We start from the raw sequence: 19393 nt of genomic DNA on the forward strand, positions 1-19393 counted from the left end.
AGGCCATCAGCAATGGATGATGAGTGGGCTGATGAGCGTTGAGCGAAGGTCGTGGGGATGGGTGAGATAAAAAAGCCGCAGCGGATGAACGCTGCGGCTTTTTGCTGGCTTGCAGTAAGGGGTTACTGGCGCCAGAAGGAGGGGAAGAAGAGCACGGCGACCGTCAGGATCTCCAGTCGTCCCAGCAGCATGCCGAATGACAACAGCCATTTGGCCGATTCCGGCAGGCTGGCAAAGTTGGTGCTGGGGCCGACCACCGGGCCCATACCTGGGCCGACGTTGGCGACAGCGGTGATGGAGCTGGATATGGCCGTCAGGGGGTCAAGCCCGATGGCGCCCAGCAGCGCGGCTATCACCAGAATGATGGCGAAGTAGGCCAGTACGAATGAGATCATCGAGCGGATGATAGCGTCATTGACCGTCCGGCCGTTGTACTTTTGGGGGAAGACGGCAGAGGGGTGCATCAGTTGGCGCATCTGCTTTCTGAACAGGGCGAATGCCACCTGTACCCGGAAGATCTTGAGGCCGCCCGCAGTCGAGCCCGAGCAGGCCCCCAGCGCCAGCAGCACGATGAAGACGATGCTGGCGAGCGGCCCCCAGGTGCCGAAGTCACCAAGGCCGTAGCCGGTGGTAGTGAGCACCGAGACGATGTTGAAGCAGCTGATGCGCAGGGCATCCCAGAAGCCGAACAGGTCTCTCTCCCACAGATAGAAGGTCATGATGACGGTAACCCACACCACCAGCCAGAAGAAGCCGCGCACCTGGGCATCCTTGAACAGGCTGTAGTCCCTGTGGTTGAGGCTTTGCACATAGAGCAGGAAGGGCAGGCCGCCGAGGAACATGAACAGGGTGCCAATCCAGTGAGCCGAGTTGGAGAAGTGGGACATGGATTGATCGGAGGTGGAGTAGCCGCCGGTACTGAGGGTGGTCATGGCGTGGTTGATCGCTTCGAACATGTTCATGCCGCTGGCCCAGTAGGCCATGAAGCAGAGCATGGAGAGCACCAGATAGACCACGACGATGTTGTTGGCGACTGTCTTGGCACGCGGGGCGCTTTTGTCCGACCAGTCCGAGCTCTCGGTCTGGAACAGCTTCATACCGCCGACGTTGAGGTAGGGCAGCACGGCAACCGCCATCACGATAAAGCCAACCCCCCCCAGCCACTGCAGGATGGAACGCCACAACAGGATGCTGTGAGCCATGTTGTCGAGGCCGGAGAGCACGGTAGAGCCCGTGGTGGTCACCCCCGACATGGTCTCGAAGTAGGCGTCGGTGAAGTTGATGTGGGTGATGAAAACAAACGGCAGGGCGCCGAAGGCGCAGGCCACCACCCAGACCGAGGTGGTGAGCAGGAACATCTCCCGCACCCCCAGATGAAACTCCGCTTTGCGGCCGTAGTGGAGGCAGAGCAGGGCGGCGCCGTGGGTGATCAGCACGGACTTGAGAAACTCGACAAATCCCTCTGACCCGGTAAGCAGTGCCAGCAAGGTGGGCAGCCACATGAAGAGCGCCAGCTTGGAGAGCACCAGCCCGAGGGTGAAGATAATGGGACGCAGCTTGATCATGTTCGATAACCTGGTCGTTGATTAACAAAAGACCCGGACCATCCCCTTGGGGGAGCTGAGCCGGGTCTGGTTTGACAGCCTGTACGCATGAAGACGTTACAGGAAGAAGGGGCTTGGCTGGAACAGCCGCTCCACTTCCGGGATGTACTTCTTGTCCACCAGAAACATGACTACGTGGTCATCCTGCTGGATCTTGGTGCGATCGTGAGCGATCAGCACCTCATCCCCGCGAACTACGGCACCGATGGTGGTGCCCGGCGGCAGCTTGAGCTCGCCCACCGTCTTGCCGACCACCTTGGAGGTGTTCTCGTCACCATGGGCGATCGCCTCGATCGCCTCGGCCGCGCCGCGGCGCAGGCTGTAGACGTTGGCGATATCGGCCCGGCGCACGTGGGTCAACAGCGCCGAAATGGTGGCCTGCTGCGGCGAGATGGCGATATCGATGGAGCCACCCTGCACCAGATCGACGTAGGCGCCGCGCTGGATCAGCACCATGGTCTTCTTGGCGCCCATCTTCTTGGCGAGCAGCGCCGACATGATGTTGGCCTCATCCTCGTTGGTCACGGCGATGAAGACGTCGATTTGATCGATATGCTCCTCGGCCAGCAGCTCCTGATCCGCCGCATCGCCACAGAAGACGATTGTGTTCTCCAGCAGTTCGGAGAGCTGCTCCGCCCGCTTCTGGTTGCGTTCGATGAGCTTGACGCTGTAGCGCTTCTCCAGCTGGCGGGCGAGACCCGCGCCGATGTTGCCACCACCGACGATCATGATGCGGCGGTAGGGGCTCTCGAGGCGCTGCAGCTCCGACATCACGGCACGGATATGGCCCGCGGCGGCAACGAAGAAGACCTCGTCATCCGCTTCGATGATGGTGGTACCTTGCGGACGGATCGGGCGGCCCTGACGGAAGATGGCCGCTACTCGGGTCTCGATGTTGGGCATGTGCTCGCGCAGGGTGGAGAGGGCGTTGCCCACCAGCGGGCCACCGTAGTAGGCCTTGACCGCTACCAGACCGACGCGGCCACCTGCAAAATCAACTACTTGCAGGGCGCCCGGATATTCGATCAAGCGACGCACATAGTCGGTCACCAACTGCTCCGGCGCGATCAGGTGATCCACCGGCACCGATTCGGGCAGGAACAGGCGATCCCGTTCGGTCAGATAGGCTGGCGAACGGATCCGCGCCACCTTGTTCGGGGTGTTGAACAGGGAGTAGGCCACCTGACAGGCGATCATGTTGGTCTCGTCACTGTTGGTGACGGCGACCAGCATGTCGGCATCCTGAGCCCCCGCTTCGCGCAGCACCTTGGGGTGAGCGCCATGGCCGTTGACCACTCGCAGGTCAAACTTGTCCTGCAGTTCGCGCAGGCGCTCACTGTCGGTATCGACGATGGTGATGTCGTTGTTCTCTCCGGCCAGGTTCTCGGCCAGAGTGCCGCCGACCTGGCCGGCTCCCAAAATGATGATTTTCATAGGGAACGTCTACTCACGTTGAGGCAGTAAAGGGGCATTTCACCTGCATGGCGATTGCCCCGGAAGAAGCATGTCAGCGTCACAGCTTGACCAGCTTGGCGTAGTAGAAGCCATCCATCTCGGCTTCACCCGGCAGGAACTGGCGACCCGGGCAGTCCGGGGTGTCCTGTTCGTGCAGCGGTACCAATTTGGCATCTTTGGTCGCGGCAAGGAAGGCGCGGATCTGTTCGCGGTTCTCTTCCGGCAGGACGGAGCAGGTAGCGTAGAGCAGGGTGCCGCCGCTTTTCAGCTTGCCCCAGAGGGCATTGAGAATGCGGCGCTGCAGCTCGGCCAGCTCGCGAATGTCCTGATCACGGCGCAGCCACTTGATGTCTGGGTGGCGGCGGATGACGCCGGTGGCTGAGCAGGGGGCATCCAGCAGGATGCGGTCGAACTGACCCTCCGGCCACCACTGTTCCGGTGCCGCGGCATCGCCATGGATCACCTTGGCGCTCAGGCCGATGCGGTCCAGGTTCTCCTGCACTCGCTTGAGGCGGTTTTCGTCGGCATCGACGGCAACCACGCCAGCCAACTTGGGCTGACGCTCCAGCAGGTGGGCAGTCTTGCCGCCGGGGGCCGCGCAGGCATCCAGCACCCACTCGCCCGGTTGCGGGTCGAGCAGTGCTGCGGCCTGTTGTGCTGCACCATCCTGTACCGAGCAGTCACCCACTTCAAAGCCGGGCAGCTTGGTCACATCGCAAGGACGCTCCAGCAGGATGCAATCCTCGCCTTCTTCACCGGCCACGGCATTGATGCCGACTTCAGCCATGCGAGCCAGCATGGCATCGCGGCTCTGGCGCTGGCTGTTGTTGCGGATCCACATGGGGGGACGCTGGTTGTTCGCCTCCATGATGAATTCCCACTCATCGTGATAGGCCTGACGCAGGCGCTTGGTGAGCCACTCCGGATGACCGAGGCGAATGCTGGGAACACGGTCGATACGCAGCAGAATGACTTCGGCGCTGCGCTGGAAGTTGCGCAGCACGCCGTTGATGAGGCCACGCAGGGAGGTGCCCTTGAGCAGTTTGACGGCGTTGACGGTCTCGGCCACCGCGGCGTGAGCCGGAATGCGGGTGTAGATGAGCTGATAGAGACCGACCAGGATGAGGTAGTGGAAAATGCGGCTCTTGTTTTTGAGCGGCTTGTCCATCATCTCGTTGACTGCCGCATCGAGGCGGGGTAGCCAGCGCAGGGTGCCGTAGCAGAGTTCTTGCAGGAGAGCGCGATCGCGAGGTGCAACCTTCTCCTGGGCAGCAGGCAGAACAGCGGAGAGGGATTGACCCTGATCCAGCACCTGTTGAATAACGAGAGCGGCCTGTGCACGTGTTTTCATAGAGTTACCTTAGATGCGCAAGTCGGGGCCTGGGCCCCGCTTGTGTCAATTCAATCCAGTTCAATTCAATTGCGTGCCGGGTTCAAACCAGTCGCGGCGAGAGTTGAGCAGATCCGAAACGGACATCGCCTTCTTGCCGGGCGGTTGCAGGGTCAGCAGGCGCAGTACCCCTTTGCCGGTGGCGATGTCGATCCCCTGCTTGTCGGCCTTGAGCAGGATGCCGGCGGGTTGGCCGTGGTCGCTGTCAATGACGGCGGCTTGCCATACCTTGACGGTCTGGTCGGCCACTTCAAACCAGCTGATGGGCCAGGGGTTGAACGAGCGGATGCAGCGTTCGATGGCAACAGCCTCCATCGACCAGTCGATACGGGCCTCTTCCTTGGAGAGCTTTTCGGCGTAGTTGGCTAGCGCATCATCTTGCGCCTCGGCAGCGGTTTCACCGGCGGCCATGGCATTGATGGTGTCGACCAGTGCTTGCGGGCCCAGCTCGGCCAGCTTGTCATAGAGGCTGGCGGAGGTCTCATCGGCGGCGATGGGGCAGCTAACCTTGCGGATCATGGCGCCGGTATCCAGTCCCACATCCATCTGCATGATGGTGACGCCGGTTTCGGCATCGCCCGCCCAGATAGAGCGCTGGATCGGTGCGGCACCGCGCCAGCGGGGCAGCAGGGAGCCATGGACGTTGATGCAGCCCAGCCGCGGGGTATCGAGTACCACCTTGGGCAGGATCAGGCCATAGGCCACCACCACCATCAGGTCGGCACCCAGTGCAGCAAGCTCGGCCTGCGCCTCTTCCTTGCGCAGAGAGGCAGGTTGGTAAACCGGCAGGTTGTGGGCCAGTGCCAGCTCTTTGACCGGGCTGGCGGTGAGCTTCTGGCCACGGCCAGCAGGCTTGTCAGGCTGGGTATAAACGGCAACGACCTCGTGGTCGGAAGACAACAACGCCGCCAGGTGACGGGCGGCGAAGTCGGGAGTACCGGCAAAAATCAGTTTCAGCTTATTCAATGGGGCAGATCCTCAGAGGACTTTGCGATCTTCACGGGCCATCTTTTCCAGCTTCTGGCGAATGCGCTGGCGCTTGAGCGGGGACAAGTAATCCACAAACAGCTTGCCGACCAGATGATCCATCTCATGCTGGATGCAGATGGCGAGCAGATCGTCGGCTTCCAGCTCGAACGGCTTGCCGTTGCGATCCAGGGCGCGGATTTTGATCTGTTCGGCGCGAGGCACCAGAGCACGGCTGCCGGGCACGGAGAGGCAACCCTCTTCAATGCCGGTGCTGCCGCACTGCTCGATGACCTCCGGATTGATCAATACCAGAGGATCTTCACGGTTTTCAGAGACATCGATCACTATGATGCGCTGGTGAATGTCGACCTGAGTCGCGGCTAGGCCAATGCCTTCCTCCGCGTACATGGTTTCGAACATATCATCTACAATCTGTTGTAACTCGGGTGTAAAGGTCTCGACAGGGGCTGCAACGGTGCGCAGGCGCTCATCGGGAAAACGCAATACATCTAGAATGGCCATAGTTTTTTCTTTAGTTTCGTATAAATGCAGTCAATATTGGCGTAATTCTAGTCATTTACGCCGACAAAAAACAGCAACACTTTGCGTACAGAAGTAACAGGGAGTGTTATGTATCTGAAGCAAACCATCCTCGCCTGCCTGCTGGTGACCGTGAGTCAGGCAGCATTGGCCGATCAGCTCAGGCTGAAAGCGGGTTACCCCGAAAGTTATGTAGTGCAAAAAGGCGACACCCTGTGGGATATCTCCGGCAAGTATCTTTCCGAACCCTGGCTCTGGCCCCGTCTCTGGAACATCAATCCGCAGATTGCCAATCCTCACTGGATCTACCCCGGTGATGTACTGCATCTGAGCTGGGTCAATGGTGAACCCCGGCTCGGCAAGGCGATGCAGGGTGGCAAGCAAGTTATCCGTCTCGGCCCGAAAACCCGTTACGAGCACAAAGCCAACCCCATTCCGACCCTGCCTATCAGCGAGATCGGCCCCTTCCTGCAAACCGACCATATTCTGGCTGACAGCCAGCAGCAGAAAACCTTGCCCTATCTGCTGGGGTCGGATCAGAAACATATCGGCATGCTGGAGGGGGACACCCTCTATGTGCAGGGCTCCCTGACACCGGGGCAGGTCTATGGCATTTATCACCCCGGAGTGGTCTACAAGGATCGCGAAACCGGTGAACTGCTGGGCCAGGAGGCGATCTTTGCCGGTGTGGTGCGGGCCGTGGCGCGTCTTGATGGCGATCGGACTGAGGTGACTCTGACTCATAACCAGCGCGAAGTGCTGCAGGGCGACAAGGTGATGCCGCTGCCGGCTCAGGAAAACATGCCCGCCGTCTTCACACCGAAAGCGGCACCTGCCATCACGCCGGGCTATATCATCGATTTGCCGAACAAGACCCGGGGCGGTGGCAAGTTTGATGTGGTGCTGATCAATCGGGGTGGCCGTGATCAACTGGTCGCCGGGGATGTGTTGGATGTCAGACGGCCTGGTGCTGCTCTGGTCACCAAGAATGGCGATGTACAGTACAAGGAGCTCTCGTCGGTTTTTAACCGGGTGTTTTACAGCAGCAACAAGAAGGCACCACTGCCCTCTGAAGCGATTGCCCGTGTCATGTTGTTCAAGGTGTATGACAAGCTGAGTTACGGTCTCATCATGCAGAGTAACGACATGGTGAGTGCGGGCTATCAGGTCACTCACTTCTGAGGTGAACTACCCCGACGCGCGTCTGGCGCTCTGGCTAACTCTCGATGCGGTCACCGGTATTGGTCCGGTGACCGCTGCACGTCTGTTGGAACGGGCTGGGGGAAGTATTGAGGCCCTGTTTCAGAGCGATGAAGCACAACTGCATGGTATGGGGTTGTCGTCAGAGCAGATCAAACAACTGCGCTGGCCCTCGCCGGTGGTTGAGCAGAGCCTGGCTTGGGCCGCTTTGCCTGACAATCTCCTTATTCCGCAAGATCACCCGGTTTATCCACCCTTGTTGCGGGAAATTCCCGCGGCCCCCCTGTTGCTCTACTGTCGTGGCGATCTTGCTGCGCTGTCGCTACCCCAGCTGGCAATGGTGGGGACACGCCATCCTACCTATGCAGGCAAAGATAATGCCTCCCGCCTTTGTAGCGAGCTGGTTGGATGCGGGTTAGCCATCACCTCGGGCCTTGCGCTCGGTATCGATGGTGTTTGCCATCAGCAAGCGCTGGCTTGTGGCGGTATCACCCTTGCCGTGTTGGGTTCCGGGCTGGATTGCCTCTACCCCAAACGCCATCAGGGGCTGGCAGGACAGATTCTGGAGAGTGGTGGTTTGCTTATCTCCGAGCTGGCGCCGGATAAAGGGCCGCTGGCTGAACATTTTCCTCGTCGCAACCGTATTATCAGTGGTCTGTCGCTGGGAACTCTGGTGGTGGAGGCGACCGAGCAGAGCGGTTCGCTGATCACCGCTCGCTATGCGCTTGAACAGGGGCGCGAAGTGTTTGCGGTACCCGGCGCCCCGCAAAACGCCCAGGCGATAGGGTGCAACAGATTAATTCAGCAGGGGGGCAAACTTGTGCTGAGTGCGGCCGATATAGTGGAAGAGCTGCCAGAGTGGGTCGCACGGCCACATTCGTCGGTCATACCATCTGAGCAACCGAATAATAGCGAATTGCCTTATGCCGATTTGTTGGATAACGTAGATTATGAGACCACGAGCGTGGATACCGTTGCCGAGCGGGCCCAGCTTCCTGTCGAAGTGGTATTGGGCAGGTTGGTAGAGCTGGAGCTGGCCGGTGCAGTGATGGCGGTAGCCGGTGGATACGTCAGAGCGAGGAGGGCGAATCATGTTTGATGTATTGATGTACCTTTTCGAGACCTACATCCACAGCGATGCAGATGTGATGGTCGAGCAGGATGAGCTCACCGACGAGTTGAGCCGGGCCGGTTTCGATAAAGAAGAGATCGACAAGGCGCTCGACTGGCTGGAGCGGCTGGCCAATCTGCACGATAGCGAGCGGGAGGTCTATGTTACCGCCAGCGCGCAAGGCTCGATGCGTATCTATGCTCCGCAAGAGCTGGCACGCCTCAGCACCGAGTGCCGCGGCTTCCTGCTCTTTCTGGAACAGGCCCAGGTGTTGAATGCCGAAACCCGCGAGATCTGTATCGAGCGCCTGCTCGAGCTGGACAAGCCGGATATCGAGCTGGATGACCTGAAGTGGGTCGTCATGATGGTGCTGTTCAACGTACCGGGCAGTGAAAATGCCTACCAGCAGATGGAAGAGCTGGTGTTTGATGAGTCAGACGGCGTCATTCACTGACAGTCCGGTGCCGCGCTGGTAGAATTCAGGCCATCTGGATTTCAAGGCGCGGCCCATGTCAAAAATCGATCATCACCTCTTTTCAGCCCACGAACATGCCTTCGAGCGCGAGCCGTGCCCGCAGTGCGGGGCCGAGCTGGTGATCCGCCAGGGCAAACATGGCCCCTTTCTTGGCTGTTCTGCCTATCCTGCCTGTGATTACATTCGCTCCCTGACGCCATCCGGCCGCGACATCGAAAAAGTGCTCGAAGGCTCTGCCTGTCCCGATTGCGGACAGCCGCTGGCGATCAAGAAGGGGCGTTACGGTCTGTTTGTCGGTTGTACTCAATATCCGGCCTGTCAGCATATCGAATCCCTGCAGGAGAGCGATGATACCCAGATCCTCTGCCCCGAGTGCGGCAAGGGGCATCTGGTGAGCCGTACCTCCCGCTACGGCAAGCAGTTTTACTCCTGTGATGGCTATCCCCATTGCAAATATGTGGTGAACGACAAGCCGATCCCCATGCCTTGTCCCGCGTGTGGCTGGGGCATCATGGTAGAGAAAAAAGTGAGGGGAACTCTGCGTTGGGTCTGTCCGCAAAAGAAATGCGGCCACCAAAGTGAGCAGGTATAATCCCGCCGCCGCAACCGGATTGAAACGTTTTCGGTGAACTTCAACCCCCCACTTGGAGTAAGGAAATTCCCACCATGAATAAACCCTTTGTTGCCGTATTGATGGGCTCTGATTCTGATTTCCCCGTGATGCAGACCACCCTCGAGGTGCTCAAGTCATTTGATATCGCAGTGGAAGTCAAAGTCACCTCCGCGCACCGCACGCCGGCTGCGACCCATCAGTATGTGACCGATGCCGAGGCCCGTGGCTGCAAGGTCTTTATCTGTGCTGCCGGTCTGGCTGCGCATCTGGCGGGTGCCGTAGCCGGCATCACGACTCGTCCCGTGATCGGGGTGCCCATCGATGGTGGCCCGCTCAAGGGGCTGGATGCGTTGCTCTCCACCGTGCAGATGCCGGGTGGTGTACCGGTGGCGACCGTGGCGATCGGCAAAGCCGGTGCCAAGAACGCAGGTTATCTGGCAGCCCAGATGCTGGCAGTAGCCGATGATGAACTGGCGGCCAAGGTTCGGGCCGAACGCCAGAAGAATGCCGAAGAGGTGATGGCCAAGGATGCCGCCCTGCAGGCTCAACTCAAGTAAGTGAATAGGTGGCGATCCGGATGTGTCGTATTTTTCCTGTGCTACAGCAAAACGTCACTTTGTTGTGGTCGCCGCCGTATGGATTCAACTTGCTACTAAGTGACGAGGCGGCAGCCAGGCTGCCGCATTTTTCCTATGCCAAATGAATTTGAACAGGCAGTTGCCGCCCTCCAACAGGAAGGGGTGATTGCCTATGCGACCGAGGCCGTGTTTGGTCTGGGGTGTGATCCCGACTCCGAAGTGGCGGTGCAGCGACTGCTGACCATCAAGCAGCGTCCGGTAGAGAAGGGGTTGATCCTGATTGCTGCCGATTTGACGCAATTGCAGGATTACATCGATCTGAGCCAGCTTAGCGGTGAACAACTTGCTCGGGTTGAAGCCAGCTGGCCCGGTCCTTTTACCTGGATCATGCCTGCCCGTGCGACGACGCCGGCCTGGCTGACCGGGCAGTTCGAGACCTTGGCGGTGCGCGTGACGGCTCATCCTCAGGTACAGGCGTTGTGCCGTGCCTTTGGCAAGCCGCTGGTCTCTACCAGCGCCAACCTGACCGGTGAGGAGCCTGCCCGTCGGGTGGCCGATATTGGTGAGCGGCTGGCAAGCAAGTTAGCCTATATCCTGCCCGGTGAAGTGGGTGGTCAAGCCAACCCCTCCGAGATCAAGGACGCCCGAACCGGCGCTATTATTCGCCCTTCCTGAGCAGGCGGATACGTCATGATTTGCCATCAATCCGCTGAGCGGTGAGCTCATCGGATGGATTTAACTATAAAAATGGACAGGGCGTTCACGATCCTGCCTGACTGGAGACAAGATGAGCAAACCGGATGTGGCCCAGGTCAAGGCCTTCCTGTTGCAGTTGCAGGACGAGATCTGCCGTGGTCTGGAGCAGGCCGACGGCAGTGGACACTTTGTGGAAGATGCCTGGAGCCGTGAAGGCGGTGGCGGTGGTCGCACTCGCGTGCTGCGCCACGGCGCAGTGATCGAGCAGGGGGGCGTCAACTTCTCCCATGTCTATGGCGATGCCATGCCTGCCTCTGCTACAGCCCATCGGCCCGAGTTGGCCGGTCGCAAGTTCGAGGCGATGGGCGTGTCGCTGGTGATCCATCCGCACAACCCCTATGTGCCGACCAGCCACGCCAACGTCCGTTTCTTCATCGCCGAGAAAGAGGGTGAAGAGCCTATTTGGTGGTTTGGCGGTGGTTTCGATTTGACGCCCTTCTACCCGTTTGCCGAGGATGTCCAGCATTGGCATCAGGTCTCCCGTGATCTCTGCCTGCCCTTTGGTGATGAGGTCTACCCCGAGTTCAAATCCTGGTGCGATCGCTACTTCTTCCTCAAGCACCGCAACGAGACGCGAGGGGTGGGCGGTCTCTTCTTTGACGATCTTAATCGCTGGCCTTTTGCCGACTGCTTTGCCTTTATGCGGGCGGTAGGTCGGGGTTATCTCGATGCCTACCTGCCGATCATCGAGCGACGCAAGGCAGTGCCCTATGGCGAGAGGGAGCGGGAGTTCCAGCTCTATCGTCGCGGCCGTTATGTGGAGTTCAATCTGGTGTATGACCGTGGCACCCTGTTCGGGTTGCAGACCGGCGGACGTACCGAGTCGATCCTGATGTCGATGCCACCGCTGGCACGTTGGGAGTATGACTGGCAGCCGGAGGCGGGCACTCCTGAAGCCTTGCTCTACACCGACTATCTCGCGCCGCGAGAATGGCTGTGACCCGAGGGGCCATGATGGCCCCTTTTTACTGGCCGATATTCGGCTTGTTCCCGAGTGCGAAAACCCGTTAAATCGGAATATTGCCCTCTGATGGAACTCTTTGATGGATCGTTATCTGGTTTTTGGCCACCCGGTGCGCCACAGCAAGTCCCCCTTCATTCACACCCTGTTTGCCAGACAAACCCAGCAAGAGCTGGAGTATGGACTGGCTGAACCCGCCGTCGACGAGTTTGCCCACGCCCTGCGCACCTTCTTTGACCAAGGGGGCAAGGGCTGCAACGTCACCGTGCCCTTCAAGGAGCAGGCATTCACTCTGGTCGATCGCTTGAGCCCAAGGGCCAAACGGGCGGGCGCGGTCAATACCATCAAGCGGACCGATGATGGCGTGTTGCTGGGGGATAATACAGATGGCGCCGGTCTGGTCGCCGATCTCAAGTCCCATGGTGTGACGCTGGCGGATAGCCGGATCCTGCTGCTGGGTGCCGGTGGCGCTGCTCGCGGTGCATTGGCGCCGCTGCTGGCTGAGTTGCCGAGCGAGCTGGTGATCGCCAACCGTACCCACACAAAAGCGCAACAGTTGGCCGCCGAATTCCACGATCTAGGGCCTGTGACTGCTCAGACCTATGAGCAGTTGGCAGGGCCATTCGATCTCGTCATCAACTCTACCTCCGCCAGCCTGCAAGGAGAGCTGCCGCCGTTGGCCCCAGCCCTGATCCACACTGATATTGCCATCTACGACATGATGTATGGCGCCTCGGATACGGCGTTTATCAGTTGGGCCAAACAGCATGGGGCCCGTCAAACCATGGATGGACTCGGCATGCTGGTGGAACAGGCCGCCGAAGCGTTTACCGTGTGGCGCGGAATTCGTCCCGGGACTAAACAGGTATTGAGAGAGTTGAAGCGTAACTTGGGGGTGATATGAACCAGGGTATTCTGTTTCCCGACCTGATGGAGTGGCAGGCTGACGAACAGCGGGTGCGTTTTCCTGCCCAGCAGATGGGGGCGCTGATAGATTGTTACATCAGCCAGCGGCGACTGGAGAGAATGACCGGTCTGGCGCTGACGAGGGAGGATGATATCGTCAGAGCCTTCGAAAGTGTACGTTTTGATATTGAAGACATGGCTGAAAAACTCATTGAAGAACAAGAGTTTGCTGAAGATGGCTCTATCTATCTCTGATTTTTCAAAGTTTTTTTGTTTTGTAGCGGAACTACTTTGAAATGGCGCTGACTAACTAGATAGTTGAGGAAGTGCTAGCTAGTCACCTTTATAACTCCCCGGTATTCGTACTGGGGATTTTTTTATCTGCATGAAAGTAAAGGGTTTTTCTTAATCTGTAAGTTGTGAAACTAAATTACATAAATTACTTTCACTTTCTGCTGCTTTGCTGTACAGTTGTCTGCGTAGGGTACAGAGGTAAGATGTTCTATCTTTCAGACCTTTTATTTCACGTAATTGAATGTGGCTGAATAGCTGCCCCGATGAGGTTCTCGTCGGGGTGTTTTTTTATGCGCATCATTTAGAGTAAATGCTTTAAATTGGCGATGCATTTGATAGAATGAGGCTGCTTCTTGAGGAATACCTGTCGTCTGGTACTCAAGATTCAGCTTCTTCCCAATTTTTTGAACTTATTATTTCAGGCTGGATGGCATCACTGTCGTCCGGCCTCATTTTTATCCCTTTCGGTTAGGTCTTGTAATTAAATTTCATTTTTGTCTCTTTTTGTGATTCTTGTTCGTTTTGAAAGAACGAATTTGAAAACGCTATCAATGCCTACTTAAGTTAATTGTTTGTGTGAATTAACCACCTATCTATATGAACTGTAAGCTGTATTGAATATAGCAGGGGAGGCGCATGCGGGGCGTTTGTCGTAAGGCAGGTGAAAGCGGCAATCTGAAACCCTTTCAATCAGCGGAGGAGTGCTCCGCCAATTGCAAGGAGAGCGAGGAGTAGATTACTCCTCGGCAGGTTGCTGTTCATCAGCGTCCAGCAGGTCGGTATCGTCACCACTGACGTACCATTCGGTCAGGGTTTGCGCCAGCTTCTCCACACCGATATGGGTGAGGGAGGAGAACGCTTCGACCTGGATCTGGGAACCGAGGTTGGCAACGGCCTGGCGCACCTTGATCACCTGGTTGTTGCGCGGGCCGGGGCTCAGTTTGTCAGCCTTGGTCAGCAGCAGCATGACGGGCAGCTGACGGTGTGAGCTCCACTCCAGCATGTTCATGTCGGTATCTTTGAGCGGGTGGCGGATGTCCATCAGGATCACCAGACCTTTCAATGACTCACGGCGCTGCAGATACTCTGCCAGTGACTTTTGCCACTTGAGCTTCATTTCCAGCGGAACTTGCGCATAACCATAACCCGGCAAGTCGACCAGACGCTTGCCCGGTTCCAGCTCAAACAGGTTGATCAGCTGGGTACGACCGGGTGTCTTACTGGTGCGCGCCAGGTTCTTGTGTTTGGTTAAGGTGTTCAATGCAGATGACTTACCGGCGTTGGAACGGCCGGCAAACGCGATCTCGACACCCCTATCATTTGGCAGGTGACGGATGTCGGGTGCGCTGGTCACAAAATGCACCTTATTGAAATTCAGAGTTTGTGTATCCAACGTAAATTCCCCATGGAGATAGAGGGTTATAGAGTTACTTTTTTGTAAAATGGTGTAAAATAGCGTCGCTTAAACGCGTTTATTTTAACATGCCTTCAGCGGCATGGGATCTGGAAGCCTAATAACGAAAAGTTGGAACGCCATGAAGAACCTAGTCATTACTCTTGCTCTGATGGTTGGCGTAACGGGGATGGCACAAGCCAAGGGCGATGCCGCTGCGGGACAGACCAAGGCTGCCGTTTGTGCGGCTTGTCATGGACCGGACGGAAACAGCCTGGTTGATATGTACCCCAAAATTGCTGGTCAGCACGCATCATATATCAAAAAGCAGTTAGTTGAACTGAAGGCTGCCGCTTCTGGTCAAATTGGCCGGGTTGCGCCAGTGATGGGGCCGATGGCGTTACCTTTGTCGGAACAGGACATGGATGACCTGGCGGCTTATTTCTCCAGCCTGAAGGTTACCCCTATCGCTGTCCCTGACGACGTGGTCGAAGCGGGCAAGGCACTCTATATGGGTGGTGACATGAGTCGCGGTCTGGCAGCTTGTACGGCTTGCCATGGTCCCCGTGGCTCGGGTGTCGAACAGGCGAAGTATCCCAACCTGTCCGGCCAGCATCCTGCCTATATCAAAGCTCAGCTCACCGCATTCCGTGCCGGGACGCGTGACAACGATCCGAACGGCATGATGCGGGACGTTGCCAAGAAACTGACTGATCAGGATATCGAAGCTCTCTCCAAATATGTGGCGGGTCTGCACTGATATAGTCGATACGGTCGATTTGAGTTGAAACGGGGAGCCTGGGCTCCCCGTTGTTTTTATGGCTTTCAGATAATTCTCGGTTTAATCCCCCCGTTCTGTAAGAGATCTCCCATTCTCAAGGCAGGTCAAGGCTCATAAAATTGCATAAAATATTAAATAATCATTACTTATCAATGAATTATATGAGTGTTGATGTTTTTCGACATGTTGAGAATGTTTTGAGTGGATTGAGCCGCTTTATAGAGTTGGTACAGTAGGCTTAATGGATTCACCCACGGATTGGGTGGCGGTTTCACGACAAGGTGTTGTGAGCAGAGGATGGCTGGCGTGGCGGGATGCCATGGGCTCGGATGAGCTGGCAAAGGATTGAAGGATCAGGATGGTGACCATCTCCGGAGCGGGATGGGGTTGCGGGATGCAGACTCCCCGGCACGATGGCAGGATGCGGTCGAGACGGGTCAAACAAGCACACGCACATTCAGGAACGACCAATATAAGGTCAGGATGACCACACAACGATATGATGCGGCGACAAGTTGTCATGGAGAGGACGAAACAGACTGTTTTGCCATTCAGGATGGCGCACGCATGAACATATCAAGGCAGCTTCGGCTGCCTTTTTTCTTTTGGGTCATTAACCCGATTAGCCATTCTGTGTCAAAATACCAGCAACATGCCCAGAGGATACCGATCCTGCGGTGTTCAGTGGCCTGATTGGGCCTGATTGGTGCGGGATCCTGCTCTTGTTCCAGCCTTACTGTTCCTCGCATCGTATCCCACCGGGTGAGATCATCCCGGGTACGGGTCAAACCAGTTATTTTCGGAGTTAGCCATTCATGTCTGCCAAACAACCCACTCGCAAGCCTACTGGCAAGCGCAAAGAATCTGATGTCAGTGCACAGGAAGGCCGTGAGCGTAAACGGGCTGCCAAGCGAAAGGGCCTGAAGGCTGGTTCTCGTCAGCAAGTTGAACAGCCGAAGAACAAGTCTGGCAACAGCCAGTCCAAAGATCCGCGTATCGGTTCCCGCAAGCCGGTAGTTCTGGTGGTGGATGACAAACAGAAGAAGCCGGCAGCACCCAAGGCGGTGAAAGAGAAGAAGCTGGTGATGACCCCCGAGCAGGAGCTGGCTTCCATCGAAAACGATGATCGCTTGAATGATCTGCTGGATCGTCTTGATGCAGGTGAAACCCTGGAAGCGGCCGAGCAGGCCTGGGTTGATCAGCGTGTCGACCGTTATCAGGAGCTGATGGATGAGCTGGGCATCATCGACAACGACGATGATGAAGATGATGAGATGCCGTTTGATGATGGCGATGACGCAGAGTTCGACGAGCAGAAACCGGCCTCCGAAGAGGAGTTGTGGGACCGTTTCAACCAGGTCGATTTCAAGCCGGAACCCAAGCCTGAGCCGAAGAAAAAGTGATGAGTGGATGGATGCTGGCCGCCCTGTTGGGCGGCCTGATTTTGTCAGGGTTGGCCATCTATGCAGGCATGCTGCTGGCCAGGCTGAGACGACAGCAAGCGATGCAGTGGCAGGCGATTACCGCTCGCAATGAACGAATTCTGGAGAGCGTGCGGGTCATTGCTCATGCGGTGCAGGAGGGGCAGTGCGATTACTCCGAAGGCGCCATTCGGCTGACCAATCTGCTGGATGCGTTGCAGATCAAGGAAGGGCGAGCGTTCGTGGCCGAGTTCCCGGGTCTGTACGGGCTGTATGAGAAGGTGAAAGATATGCCGACTCATGAGGCCAGACGTGCCCTCAAGCGCAATGAAGTGATGAAGATGGATCTCGAACGCAGCGGCTACGAGGCCGAGCTGGAGGCCCAGATCCTCAAGGATGTGGCCCAGCTGAAGGATTTTCAGTTAGGTCGGTGAGCCAACAATAACAACAAGAGAGGAAGCGAGCGTGCAAGCAGAACAGATTGTGTGGGATCAGGCCCTGATCGAAAAATATAACTACAGTGGCCCGCGATACACCTCTTATCCCACTGCGCTGGAGTTCAACGAGAGCTTTGGCTATCCGGATTTTGTCCACGCTGCCGGCCAGTATCCCGAGCGCAATCTGTCGCTCTATGTGCATATCCCTTTCTGTCACAAGCTCTGCTACTACTGCGGCTGCAACAAGGTCATTACCCGTCATCAGCACAAGGCTGACGAGTATCTCGACTACCTGGAGCAGGAGATCAAGGCGCAAGCCCCGCTCTTCAAGCATCGTCTGGTTACCCAGCTGCACTGGGGGGGCGGTACACCCACCTATCTGGATGAAGCGCAAACGCGCCGTCTGATGGCCATGCTGCGTGAGCACTTCCATTTCGCCGAAGAGGGGGAGTTCAGCATCGAGGTCGATCCGCGCGAGATTGCCATTACCATGCTGGATGTGCTGCGAGACGTCGGCTTCAACCGCATCAGCCTTGGGGTGCAGGACTTCAACAAGGATGTGCAGGTTGCGGTCAACCGCGAGCAGGACAACGACTTTATTAAAGCCATGTTGGAACGGGCCCGTGAACTTGGCTTCCGCTCGACCAACCTCGACCTTATCTATGGCCTGCCGCATCAGGATCGTGACAGCTTCCACCATACGCTGGAAGAGGTGCTCAAGACGGATCCGGCGCGCCTCTCCATCTTCAACTATGCCCATCTGCCGAGCCGCTTTGCCGCCCAGCGCAAGCTGAAAGAAGACGACATGCCTGCTCCGCAGGAGAAGCTGGCCATGCTGCAGGACACCATCGCCTTCCTCACTGGTCAGGGTTACCAGTTCATCGGCATGGACCATTTTGCCAAACCCGATGACGAGCTGGCGGTGGCGCAGCGCGAGGGCAAGCTGCACCGCAACTTCCAGGGCTATACCACACAAGGTGATTGCGATCTGCTGGGATTGGGGGTCTCCTCCATCAGCATGATCGGTGATGCCTACTCCCAGAACCAGAAAGAGCTCAAGGCCTATTACGCGCAGGTTGCAGAGCTGGGTCATGCCCAGTGGAAAGGCTGCTCGCTCAATCAGGATGACCTGATCCGCCGTGAGGTGATCAAGCGGCTCATCTGTGATTTCCGTCTGAACTTTGCTGCTGTCGAACAGGCGCACGGGCTAAATTTCAGAGAGTATTTTGCCGACGATCTCAAGCTGTTGCAGACCTTCATCAACGATGGATTGGTGCGTATGACGGAGGATGATCTGGAGGTCTCCTCCACCGGGCAGCTGCTGATCCGCAATATCTGCATGTGCTTCGACGTGTACTTGCGCAACAAGGCGCGCCAGCAGCAGTTTTCTCGCGTGATATAAGCTTGTTTGCCGATTAGAAAACAGAAAAGGGCGCCATCGTGGCGCCCCTTTCATATGTATTTTTGCTTAAGCAGCGGGTTGGGAAGGTTCTGGTAAGAAGTCTCTGCGCTGAGGCAAGCAATTGAGAGCCAAGCAAGGGGACGGTGAAATGCAGATAAAAAGATGGGGGCGACTTGCGTCGCCCCCGGTAGTCGTATCGCTCAGATCCTTGAACGAAGTTGCTCCCTGCAATCCCTGACTGTTTACCTCTTCCTTTAGGTTTCCCCTTCCCAATCCTTTGGGGTGTCCTTTAGCCATCTTGGCCTGACGAGTCATCCTGTCCCGTCGCACTTTCTCCGTCCTGGGAGGTGTCCTTTACCACATCCTGTGGTGAGTCCATTTGCCCAACCCTGGCAGCCAATCTTCCTGACCGACTTCATTGCGTCCGTGCATGAGTAACTATAAGGATTTTCTAACCGGCTACAACGCCAGATTGGAAAACGTTTTTGTCATTAGCTATTTCGAAAGTGGTTAGTTTCGATTTATTCATTTATAAACAGCTGGTTAAGTTGCTCATCTTCATGTTTTAAGATCTTATCTTCCGATTATCTCGGGGATCTTTTCGGCTGTTGGCTTACATATGGAATGGCAGATCTCTTACAGCGCGTTTTGGTTGCTTCAGAAACCGATTTTGCAGTCTGATGATGGTCATTCGAGGTGAGTTGGCGAGGCACACAAAGAGCGGTTGAATGGAGAAATTATGAGCGCTGGTTGAGCCGCTCATAAATGGTCTGGCGCTCTTCAGGAGTCAGCGAAGAGAAGTAGTGGGTAAAGAGGCGCAGCAACAGGGACTTGTTCATGCCGTCTTGCTGGGTCAGATTACCCAGCTCGTCGATGGCCACCGTGCTCATGGAGAAGGTGGCTTTTTTGTAGCTGGGCTTCAGGTGCTCGCCGCTCTCGATAAAGGCCAGCGCCGACAAGGCTTCGTCACGATGCAGGCCTAGTTCAAGGCTGACCACCTTGGGTTTGCCTTTGGCGTAGAACTCCGCATCTTCGATAAATTCGTCGACGGTGAACTTCTTCTGGTGATGCAGCTGGTGCTTTTTCTTCAGATCGGCCAGACCCATC

The 19393-nt window shown here is 56.9% G+C and carries 20 protein-coding genes; 13 read left to right on the forward strand and 7 right to left on the reverse strand.

Going from position 1 to position 19393, the window contains the following annotated elements; translation table 11 throughout:
* Positions 1–122: 122 nt before the first annotated feature.
* The 5 genes from ACW5XC_RS14810 to def form a co-directional block, all read right to left on the reverse strand.
* Positions 123–1565, reverse strand: coding sequence for a TrkH family potassium uptake protein (locus tag ACW5XC_RS14810; RefSeq protein ID WP_042054858.1), 1443 nt, complete (start codon positions 1563–1565; stop codon positions 123–125).
* 96 nt (positions 1566–1661) lie between these two features.
* Complete coding sequence (trkA, locus tag ACW5XC_RS14815) at positions 1662–3038, reverse strand: Trk system potassium transporter TrkA (protein WP_005339689.1); 1377 nt, start codon at positions 3036–3038, stop codon at positions 1662–1664.
* A 79-nt stretch (positions 3039–3117) separates the two neighbouring features.
* Entirely contained in the window at positions 3118–4410 is a 1293-nt protein-coding gene (gene rsmB / locus ACW5XC_RS14820; RefSeq protein ID WP_042054857.1) for a 16S rRNA (cytosine(967)-C(5))-methyltransferase RsmB, read from the reverse strand.
* 60 nt (positions 4411–4470) lie between these two features.
* Entirely contained in the window at positions 4471–5415 is a 945-nt protein-coding gene (gene fmt / locus ACW5XC_RS14825; protein ID WP_042054856.1) for a methionyl-tRNA formyltransferase, read from the reverse strand.
* A 12-nt stretch (positions 5416–5427) separates the two neighbouring features.
* Entirely contained in the window at positions 5428–5940 is a 513-nt protein-coding gene (def, locus tag ACW5XC_RS14830) for a peptide deformylase (RefSeq protein WP_005357510.1), read from the reverse strand.
* A gap of 108 nt (positions 5941–6048) precedes the next feature.
* Between def and ACW5XC_RS14835 the strand changes: the two genes are divergently transcribed.
* The 9 genes from ACW5XC_RS14835 (at position 6049) to ACW5XC_RS14875 (ending at position 12813) form a co-directional block, all read left to right on the forward strand.
* A complete protein-coding gene (locus tag ACW5XC_RS14835; protein WP_042054854.1) occupies positions 6049–7140 on the forward strand; it encodes a LysM peptidoglycan-binding domain-containing protein in 1092 nt (363 codons plus the stop codon).
* A 1-nt stretch (position 7141) separates the two neighbouring features.
* Complete coding sequence (gene dprA, locus ACW5XC_RS14840) at positions 7142–8257, forward strand: DNA-processing protein DprA (RefSeq protein ID WP_042054852.1); 1116 nt, start codon at positions 7142–7144, stop codon at positions 8255–8257.
* On the forward strand, positions 8250–8723 hold the full coding sequence (locus tag ACW5XC_RS14845; RefSeq protein ID WP_005339699.1) for a DUF494 family protein: 474 nt from the start codon (positions 8250–8252) through the stop codon (positions 8721–8723). Before dprA ends, ACW5XC_RS14845 begins: the two co-directional genes overlap by 8 nt.
* A 55-nt stretch (positions 8724–8778) precedes the next feature.
* On the forward strand, positions 8779–9336 hold the full coding sequence (locus ACW5XC_RS14850; protein ID WP_042054851.1) for a DNA topoisomerase family protein: 558 nt from the start codon (positions 8779–8781) through the stop codon (positions 9334–9336).
* A gap of 74 nt (positions 9337–9410) precedes the next feature.
* On the forward strand, positions 9411–9914 hold the full coding sequence (gene purE, locus ACW5XC_RS14855) for a 5-(carboxyamino)imidazole ribonucleotide mutase (protein ID WP_005339704.1): 504 nt from the start codon (positions 9411–9413) through the stop codon (positions 9912–9914).
* A gap of 135 nt (positions 9915–10049) precedes the next feature.
* On the forward strand, positions 10050–10610 hold the full coding sequence (locus tag ACW5XC_RS14860; RefSeq protein ID WP_042054850.1) for a Sua5/YciO/YrdC/YwlC family protein: 561 nt from the start codon (positions 10050–10052) through the stop codon (positions 10608–10610).
* A gap of 112 nt (positions 10611–10722) precedes the next feature.
* Complete coding sequence (gene hemF, locus ACW5XC_RS14865) at positions 10723–11631, forward strand: oxygen-dependent coproporphyrinogen oxidase (protein ID WP_042054849.1); 909 nt, start codon at positions 10723–10725, stop codon at positions 11629–11631.
* Between the two features lie 103 nt (positions 11632–11734).
* On the forward strand, positions 11735–12556 hold the full coding sequence (aroE, locus tag ACW5XC_RS14870) for a shikimate dehydrogenase (RefSeq protein ID WP_042054848.1): 822 nt from the start codon (positions 11735–11737) through the stop codon (positions 12554–12556).
* Positions 12553–12813 carry a DUF1488 family protein gene (locus ACW5XC_RS14875; RefSeq protein ID WP_042054847.1) on the forward strand — a complete coding sequence of 87 codons (261 nt, stop codon included), beginning with the start codon at positions 12553–12555 and terminating at the stop codon, positions 12811–12813. Before aroE ends, ACW5XC_RS14875 begins: the two co-directional genes overlap by 4 nt.
* Positions 12814–13588: 775 nt before the next feature.
* On the opposite strand, the gene yihA is transcribed toward ACW5XC_RS14875, so the two are convergent.
* Positions 13589–14245 (reverse strand): ribosome biogenesis GTP-binding protein YihA/YsxC, encoded by a 657-nt coding sequence (gene yihA / locus ACW5XC_RS14880; RefSeq protein ID WP_042054846.1) that lies wholly within the window; start codon positions 14243–14245, stop codon positions 13589–13591.
* A 142-nt stretch (positions 14246–14387) separates the two neighbouring features.
* On the opposite strand from yihA, the gene ACW5XC_RS14885 reads away from it, so the two are divergent.
* The 4 genes from ACW5XC_RS14885 to hemN all read left to right on the forward strand — a co-directional run bounded on the left by ACW5XC_RS14885 (position 14388) and on the right by hemN (position 18286).
* Entirely contained in the window at positions 14388–15005 is a 618-nt protein-coding gene (locus tag ACW5XC_RS14885) for a c-type cytochrome (RefSeq protein ID WP_005339710.1), read from the forward strand.
* An 836-nt stretch (positions 15006–15841) separates the two neighbouring features.
* On the forward strand, positions 15842–16429 hold the full coding sequence (gene yihI / locus ACW5XC_RS14890) for a Der GTPase-activating protein YihI (RefSeq protein WP_042054844.1): 588 nt from the start codon (positions 15842–15844) through the stop codon (positions 16427–16429).
* Positions 16430–16440: 11 nt separating this feature from the next.
* Positions 16441–16881, forward strand: a complete 441-nt coding sequence (locus ACW5XC_RS14895) for a DUF2489 domain-containing protein (RefSeq protein ID WP_042054843.1) — start codon at positions 16441–16443, stop codon at positions 16879–16881.
* Positions 16882–16912: 31 nt separating this feature from the next.
* On the forward strand, positions 16913–18286 hold the full coding sequence (hemN, locus tag ACW5XC_RS14900; RefSeq protein ID WP_042054842.1) for an oxygen-independent coproporphyrinogen III oxidase: 1374 nt from the start codon (positions 16913–16915) through the stop codon (positions 18284–18286).
* A 737-nt stretch (positions 18287–19023) separates the two neighbouring features.
* Here the strand turns inward: hemN and ACW5XC_RS14905 are convergent.
* The gene (locus ACW5XC_RS14905) at positions 19024–19392 is read right to left on the reverse strand and encodes a hypothetical protein (RefSeq protein WP_005339715.1); all 369 of its coding nucleotides are present in this window, start codon (positions 19390–19392) and stop codon (positions 19024–19026) included.
* Between the last annotated feature and the right edge of the window lies 1 nt (position 19393).

This window comes from Aeromonas sp. 25-AL00135, from assembly GCF_054052385.1.